6 protein-coding genes are annotated in these 7,157 nt (G+C 71.0%); all 6 read right to left on the reverse strand.

Features of this window, described 5'->3' with window-relative positions; genetic code table 11:
- Positions 1-902: 902 nt before the first annotated feature.
- Positions 903-1,697 carry a hypothetical protein gene (locus tag VKH46_14930; GenBank protein ID HKB72139.1) on the reverse strand — a complete coding sequence of 265 codons (795 nt, stop codon included), beginning with the start codon at positions 1,695-1,697 and terminating at the stop codon, positions 903-905.
- Positions 1,694-2,515 (reverse strand): hypothetical protein, encoded by an 822-nt coding sequence (locus tag VKH46_14935; GenBank protein ID HKB72140.1) that lies wholly within the window; start codon positions 2,513-2,515, stop codon positions 1,694-1,696. Before VKH46_14935 ends, VKH46_14930 begins: the two co-directional genes overlap by 4 nt.
- Before the next feature lie 43 nt (positions 2,516-2,558).
- A complete protein-coding gene (locus VKH46_14940; GenBank protein HKB72141.1) occupies positions 2,559-3,965 on the reverse strand; it encodes a hypothetical protein in 1,407 nt (468 codons plus the stop codon).
- A 207-nt stretch (positions 3,966-4,172) separates the two neighbouring features.
- A complete protein-coding gene (locus VKH46_14945) occupies positions 4,173-5,345 on the reverse strand; it encodes an amidohydrolase (GenBank protein ID HKB72142.1) in 1,173 nt (390 codons plus the stop codon).
- A complete protein-coding gene (locus tag VKH46_14950) occupies positions 5,342-5,755 on the reverse strand; it encodes a thioesterase family protein (GenBank protein ID HKB72143.1) in 414 nt (137 codons plus the stop codon). The genes VKH46_14945 and VKH46_14950 overlap by 4 nt, the downstream gene beginning before the upstream one ends.
- The gene (locus tag VKH46_14955) at positions 5,752-6,900 is read right to left on the reverse strand and encodes an MFS transporter (protein HKB72144.1); all 1,149 of its coding nucleotides are present in this window, start codon (positions 6,898-6,900) and stop codon (positions 5,752-5,754) included. The genes VKH46_14950 and VKH46_14955 overlap by 4 nt, the downstream gene beginning before the upstream one ends.
- Positions 6,901-7,157: the final 257 nt, after the last annotated feature.

The raw sequence follows: 7,157 nt of genomic DNA on the forward strand, positions 1-7,157 counted from the left end.
CAAGGTGCTGTGGATCCTCCTGGTCGTGTTCTTCCCGCTGGGGGGGGCTTTGCTCTGGCTCCTCTTCGGCAAGAAGTAGGGGGATCGGGCGCGGACCATACATCGATCCGGACGGGCGCGTTCGCCCGGCCCGCGGCTCGACGTACGCTCCGGTACGCCTAACCGTCGCGGGAGCTGGCTCGGGGACCGGGAGCGCGTGACGGGTTCGCGGCTCGTCGAACGAGCGACTCGACCGCGAACTCGCCACCCCCTCGCCGACGCTCCCGCTCCCGCATCGCGGGACCTGCGCTCGGTTACTTTGCGCAAGGTCCCCCGCGATGCGAAGGGCACCGGAATCTGCGGGGGCGGCTGACTTCACGCGCCCGAAGCCGTCTTCCGGCACGTCTGACCGCGCCTTGAGGGTTCTCGATCGGGGAGCGGCCTCCGCCTCGTTTGAGCAAACGGCGTTGAGGCGCGGCGAGACGCGAGCGAGGTGGGATGCGGGAAGGCCGCCGCGTCCCGAGGCGTATGCTTTCTTCTTGTCATTCCCGCCAACGGTAGGGAATTCGAAGAATCCGAGCAGCCGAAGGTTGCGAGTAATCCAAACTGGGTCCCCGCTTTCGCGGGGACGACTGCTCTGCGGTCGCCTCACTGTGACGCCGCGCCCGACCCGCATACGTCTCACTCTCGTCTGTCCGCGCCTTACCGAATTGGCAACTGAGTCACGTTCCTCGGTTCAAGAGTTGTGCAGCTGCGGCGCGCAGGCGTTCTCCAGTGAGTCGACATCAAGGCGCGGCCAGACGTGTTGGAAGACGAGCGCGGGCGGCCGGGCCGGCGGGCAAGGCGTACCGTGGCGTACGTTGCGCCCGCCGGCCGGCCGCCCGCGTCCCGTATAACGACGCGTATGGTCCGCGCCTCCTAACTCAAAACGTGTGCGTGAGGCCCAGCAGCCCCCGATACTGAACCCGGTCGCGCTCGCCCGCCACCTCCGACCCCATCCCCGCGTAGAACAGCGTCTGCAGTCCGATGCGGTGGCGGATCCCGAGCTCGATCCCGACGGAGACCTTCCCTCCGGTCGCGACACTCTGACGGACGACGACGTCGGCCATCGCGAGAGTGTCGGTTCGCCAGGGTCCGAAGGGGCGCGCGTCGAAGCCGGCCACGGCGTAGAGCTGATGGCGCCGCTGACCCGGGCGGGTGCTCCCGACGTAGAGCGCGCCCGCGGTGCCGTGGATACGGAATGCATCGAACGAGCGCGTCGCGATCAGCTCCGCCGAGACGTTGGTCCCGTGCGACGCGAATCCCGTGGCGAGGAAGGCGTCGCCCCGAACGGCGAGCGCCGGCCCTCCGGCGCTTTCCCTCGCGAGCGCCCCGAGCACGTGGAAGTCGAGATCGCCGGACCCGATGCCGCGCCGCGCGTTCAGGCGGGGATTGGTGAGAAGCCGCGTCTCCGCCCCGATCTCGAGGCCCGAGAAGGGTCCGGCCATGAGCGAGATCGCGGGGCCCGCGTAGTCGACCCGGTCGAGCCGGCGCGCATAGGCGTAGTCGGCCGACATCGACCAGGTTCCTCTCTCGATCGGTGTCGCGTCCTCCAACGAGATGGGGCGCGCGGCCTCGAGGTTCGAGATCTCCTGCCCCTCGGCGGGCAGCGGCGCCCACGCGGCCGCCGCCGCGGCGAGCGCGGCCGTCAGGGCCGCCAAGCGTGCGCGCCGGATCATCGCTCGATCCCGTATCGGCGCCCGACCGACCGCACGCGGTCCCGGCGCACGGCGGCATCCGCGGCGGAGAGCGCCTCGAAGATCTCGATCCGGAACCGCGTCGCCCGGTCGAAGAGCTCCGCCGCGGGCCCGTACGACGCGGAGAACGTGGGCGCGAACGCCCGGTACCACGAGGCTTCGAGTTCGGCCGGGGGGGCGTCGATCCGGCGGTCGTAGAGATCGACGGTCTCCCTCACCTTCCACCGCTGGTCGCGCCAGCCCGAAGCGGCGAGGTCCTCGGCGGCGTGCGCAAAGAGCCAGTCCCCGGCGAGCAGGAGACGGGCGGTCGAGAAAGCTCCGAGCTTCGGATCGAGGGCGGCCGGCGGCGGAGCCTCGAGCGCGAAGGGCGAGCGGCGGTACCGGAAGAGGCTCTTCTCGATCCTCGACTCGGCCGTTTCGGGCGTGGTGTCGCTCGCCGCGAGCGCGTCGGCGACCCCGCGCTCGAAGCGATCCGCCTCGACGAGCGCCCCGAAGAGCGGGGGATCTTCGCGGGCGATCCGCGGCATGCAGAGGCGGGGATCGGGCGGAAAATCGGGCAGTCGGCGGATCGTCTCGCGGAGGTCCTCCGCGAGTACGCGGTCGGCCTCCGGGGTGACCCCGTGGATCCAGGCCGACTCGAGCGCGTTCCAGCGGCCGTAGCGCACCGCGTTCTCCCGCCGGTCGAGGTCGGGGAAAAAGCGGTGAACGGCGTTGCCGTGGAGGCTCGCGAAAGGAACGCGGATTCCGGCGCCGGAGCATGCGACACAGAAAAGGGCCGACAGGAGCGCTCCGCGTTTCATCGGACGGGAGAATTCTATGCCGGGATCGCGCGCGCCGGCTCGTTCAGGGGCGATCCCCGGCGCCGGCCGCGGCCGTGAGCTCGTCTCCGGGGCAGCGCCCCGCGATCCTCGTCCGCGCGATCGCGGCGAGGAGAACGGCGAGATTCGCCGCCGTACCGGCGATGACCGGGTCGAGCCCGAAAGCGAGCGCCGGGAAGAAGCGTCCGGCGACGGCCACGCCGCCGCCGGCGGCCATCGCCGCGATCGCGTCGCGGCCGGGAACCCAGAGCCGGCGGAAGAACCCGAACAGGATGGGCAGGATCATCCCCGCGGCGAAGATGGAGTAGCCGAGCCGCAGCGTGCCGACGATCTCCCGCATGCCGAGCGCGACGACCAGACCGGCGGCGCCGAAGAGCGGGACGAGAACGCGGGCGGCCCCGATTCCCGGCCGTCTTCCGAGCGCGGGCGCGACGTCGCGGGCGGAGACGGAAGCCGCGGTGAGGAGCACCGCGTCGGCGGAGGACTGCATCGTGGCGATCAGCGCGACCGCGGCGAAGGCTCCGAAGAACCCGGGAGCGAACGCCCGGAGCGCCGAGGGAAGCGCTTCGGCGTCGGAGGCGACCGCGAGCCCCTTCTGCCGCGCCGAGAGCGCGATGAAGGCGACCGCGGCTCCGAACGCCACCTTCGACCCCGCCGCGCCCCAGGCGGCGAGCCGCGCGGCGCGCTCGTCGCGGCACGAGAGGAGCTTCGACCAGACGTCGCCGCCGACGACGTGCGGCAGCCCGACCAGAACGAGCCAGCCGAAGACGTCCGGCCAGCGAAGCGTCGCCGAGACGGGAAACGCGAGCGACCCGGCGGGAGGGGAGAAATGCCCTCCGATCGCCGCGAAGCTCGCGGCCGTGCCGACGACGAGGATCCCCGCGGCCGTCAGGCCGTACTGGACGAAGTCGGTCCGGACGACCGCGTACTGTCCGCCGAGGGCGGTGTAGGCAATGAAGACCGCGGCGGAGACGACCAGCGCGAAAACGGCGGGAAGCCCCGTCATCGCCGTCAGCACCGCCTGCGAGGCTTCGACGAGGAGCGCGAACCACACGATCTCCGCGATCGCGACGAGGACGCCGGCCGCCGTTCGGGCGCCCGGCCCGTAGAAGCGCCCGGCGATCTCGGGGAGCGTCATCGCGCCGGTCCGGCGCACGCGCCCCGCCAGGGCGCCGCCGAGGATCGCGAGCCCGACCGCTCCCGCGATGTCGATCCAGACCCCCGCGAGCCCGTGACGCCAGACGAGCGCGGCGCAGACGAGGGTCGAAGAACCCCCCGTCGTCGTGGATGCGAGCGCGACGAAGCCGCGCGCCGGCCCGTACGAGCGGTCCGCGACGTAGAACGACGCTTCCCCGGCCGACGCCTTGCGGCGCGATGCAAGGCCGATCGCGAGCATGGCCGCGAGATAGAGGGCGAGCAGGAGGGCGGTCATTGTCACAGTGACCCGATGATCGGGTCCCGGGCCCGGAAGCTCATCGAAGGCGCGAAGAAGCGTGGATACGGAAGCCAGACGCGCGATCGTGAACCGCCGACGGCCGAGGCGTACCGGGGCGAAACGTTTGCCATGCTCCCGCCGAGTTAAGCGACGCGGAAGGCGATCGCTTCAACTCGGCGGCGCCGTACTCGATGCATCGCCGCGTCACCTCAGCTTGAGCGAAAGTCGTCGAGCACACGCCTCGAGCATCAGCACTCCCACGGCGAGCGCGCGCTCGTCAAAGTCGAACACGGGCGAGTGATGCGGACGGTACGCGCCCGGGAGCCCGGATCCGACGAAGAAGAAGCATCCCGGCACCTGTCTCAGGAAAACCGACATGTCCTCGCCTCCCATCGTTCTCGTCTCCACGACCGCGCCCGATCCGAGGATCTCCTCGGCGGTTTCGGCGACGAGCGCCGCGACCGAGGGGTCGTTGACGGTCGCCTCGTTGATGCGGCGGTACTCGACGTCCGCCGCGACGCCGCAAGCGAGCGCGACGCCTTCGGCCACGCGCCGGATCTTCTCGGGAAGGGTCCGATGCGCTTCCCGCGAGAAGGAGCGGGCGGTGCCCGTCATCCTCACCTCTTTCGGGATGATGTTGAAGGCCGTTCCGCCGTGGATCGCGGCGACGGTCACGACGGCGGAGTCGAGCGGAGAGATCTCGCGCGCGACGATCGTCTGGAGGGCGTCGACGAGGCGCGCCGAGGCGAGGATCGGGTCGAAGGTCTCGTGCGGCGCCGCCCCGTGCCCGCCCGGCCCGCGCACCACGATCTCGAACTCGTCGACCGCGGCCATCTGAGGCCCCGCGACGACGCCCACCTTCCCGACCGGCAGGGGGTTCCAGAGGTGGAGGCCGAGCGCGGCGGCGACGCCCCGGAGCGCGCCGTCGTCGACCATGGCCAGCGCTCCGCCCGCCCCTTCCTCCGCCGGCTGGAAGAGACTGCGATAGGCGCCGCCCGCCGGGTCGCGGGCGAGACGCTCGGCGACCGCGAGCCCGATCGCGACGTGACCGTCGTGCCCGCAGGCGTGCATTCGTCCCGCGTTCGACGACGTGTAGGCGGCGCCGGTTTCCTCCGAGAGGGGAAGGGCGTCCATGTCGGCGCGGATCATCACCCTCGGCGCGCCGTCGCTCCCGAAATCCGCGACCACTCCCGTGCGTCCGACCCCATCGCGCGGCGCGAGTCGAATGTCCACGAGGCGTTCCCGGACGACTCCGGCGGTGCGGGTCTCCTCGAAGCCGAGCTCCGGGTGGCGGTGGAGATCGCGGCGGACGGAGACGAGCCGCTCGAGCTCCCGTTCCGGAAATGCCTTCAACGCCTCGTCGACTCTTCCGCTCATTTCGTTCCTCCCGCCGCCGTCCCGTCCTTTTCGAACGCCTCGATCCGACGGCGCAGCTCTTCGGTGAACGTCCGCTTTCCCCCTCCGTGCCAGTCCCACAGCACCTGCGTGCTCTTGCCGTCCGCCACGAGATCGACGCCGCGCGTGATGCGGTAGGCGAAGTCGAACGAGGACCGGCCGATCCGCGTGCAGCGGATCTCGACCTCGAGAAGGTCGCGCATGTGCGCGGGCAGGCGATAGTCGATCGCCGCCGACGCCATCACGAAGCCGATGTCGAGATGGCTCTCGACGCCGACCGCCGCCTCCCAGTATTTCTGGCGCGCGAACTCGAAATAGGAGAAGTAGACGGCGTTGTTGACGTGGCCCATCGCGTCGATGTCCCGGTACGGGACCTCGATTGCGACCTTCACCGGCTCCTCTTGAGCGTCAGCGACAGCCCGGCGGCGACGGCGGCGATCGCCGCGCCGGTCCAGTGCGGCCCGAACCGGCCGAGCCGGAAATAGGCGAGCTCCCCCCACAGCGGGCCGAGGATCCGGCCGAGCGCGGAGACCGACTGGTACGCGCCGAGCACGGTGCCGCGGTCCTCGGGCCGCGCCTCCTTCGAGACGAGCGAGGAGAGCGAAGGGTTCGTCGCGCCGATCCCGAGCGTCAGGGGAACGAGCGCCGCCATCACGAGCGGGATCGCGAGAGAGAACGGCAGCAGGGCGAGGGCGGCGGCGATCGCGAAGCCGCCGGCGACGACGAGCGCCCGCTCGCCGAACGCCCGCGTCAGTCTCCCGATCAGCCCTCCCTGCACGAGCGAGATCAGCACCCCGACGTAGACGAAGAGGAACGCGACGCGCGAGGGGGAGGCGCCGAGCGTGTCGTGCAGGAACTGCGCGAACGTCGCTTCGAAATTCGAGAACGCGAACGTCAGGAGGAAGAAGACCGCGAGGAGAACCGCGATCGAACGGTTGCGCAGGGCGCGGCCGAGAGCCGCAAATCCGTGTTCGACGGCGGACCCGCGGCTGCGCTCCGGCTCGCGCAGGAACAGGGCCGTCGCCGCGAACGCGAGCGCCGACATCGCCGCGGCCGCGACCCCCGGCGCCCATTCCCCCCAGTGGACGGTGATCCCGGCGATCGCCGGCCCGAAGATGAACCCGAGACCGAACGCCGCGCCGATCATCCCCATCCCCTTCGCGCGGGTTTCCGGAGTCGTCACGTCCGCGACGTACGCCTGGGCCGTCGAGATGTTCCCGCCGGAGATCCCGTCGATCACGCGCGCGGCGAAGAGCACCGCGAGCGAGTGCGCGAACGCGAAGAGCAGGTAGCCGGCGACCGATCCGGCGAGCGAGAAGAGGAGGATGGGCTTTCGCCCGAAGCGGTCCGAAAGCCTTCCGAGAATCGGCGCCGCCGCGAACTGGGTCGCGGAGAACGCCGAGAGGAGGAGTCCCATCGAGAGAGCCGACGGATCGTACCGCTCGCCGTAGAGGGGCAGGAGCGGGATCACGATCCCGAAGCCCATCAGGTCGATGAAGACGATCGCGAAGATCGTGGCGAGCGGACCGCGCTTCACGGCGCGACTGTACCAGAGCGCCTCGGGGAGCCGGCGCGGCGATGCATCGAGCCGGGCGGGCGCATGCCGCCCGGCGTCGGCACGACGTACGCTCACGGTACGTCTTAGCCGCCGCCCGGACGACCCGCATCCCGCCGGGCTCGCGCCTCGCCGCGCCTCGTCGTTGAGTCAACTGAGAGATGTCTCTCCACGATGACGCCTGGCAGAGACGGCGGATGCATCGAGCCGGGCGGGCGCGTGCGACCGTCGCGGGAGCG

The organism is Thermoanaerobaculia bacterium (assembly GCA_035260525.1).
GTDB lineage: Bacteria > Acidobacteriota > Thermoanaerobaculia > UBA5066 > DATFVB01 > DATFVB01.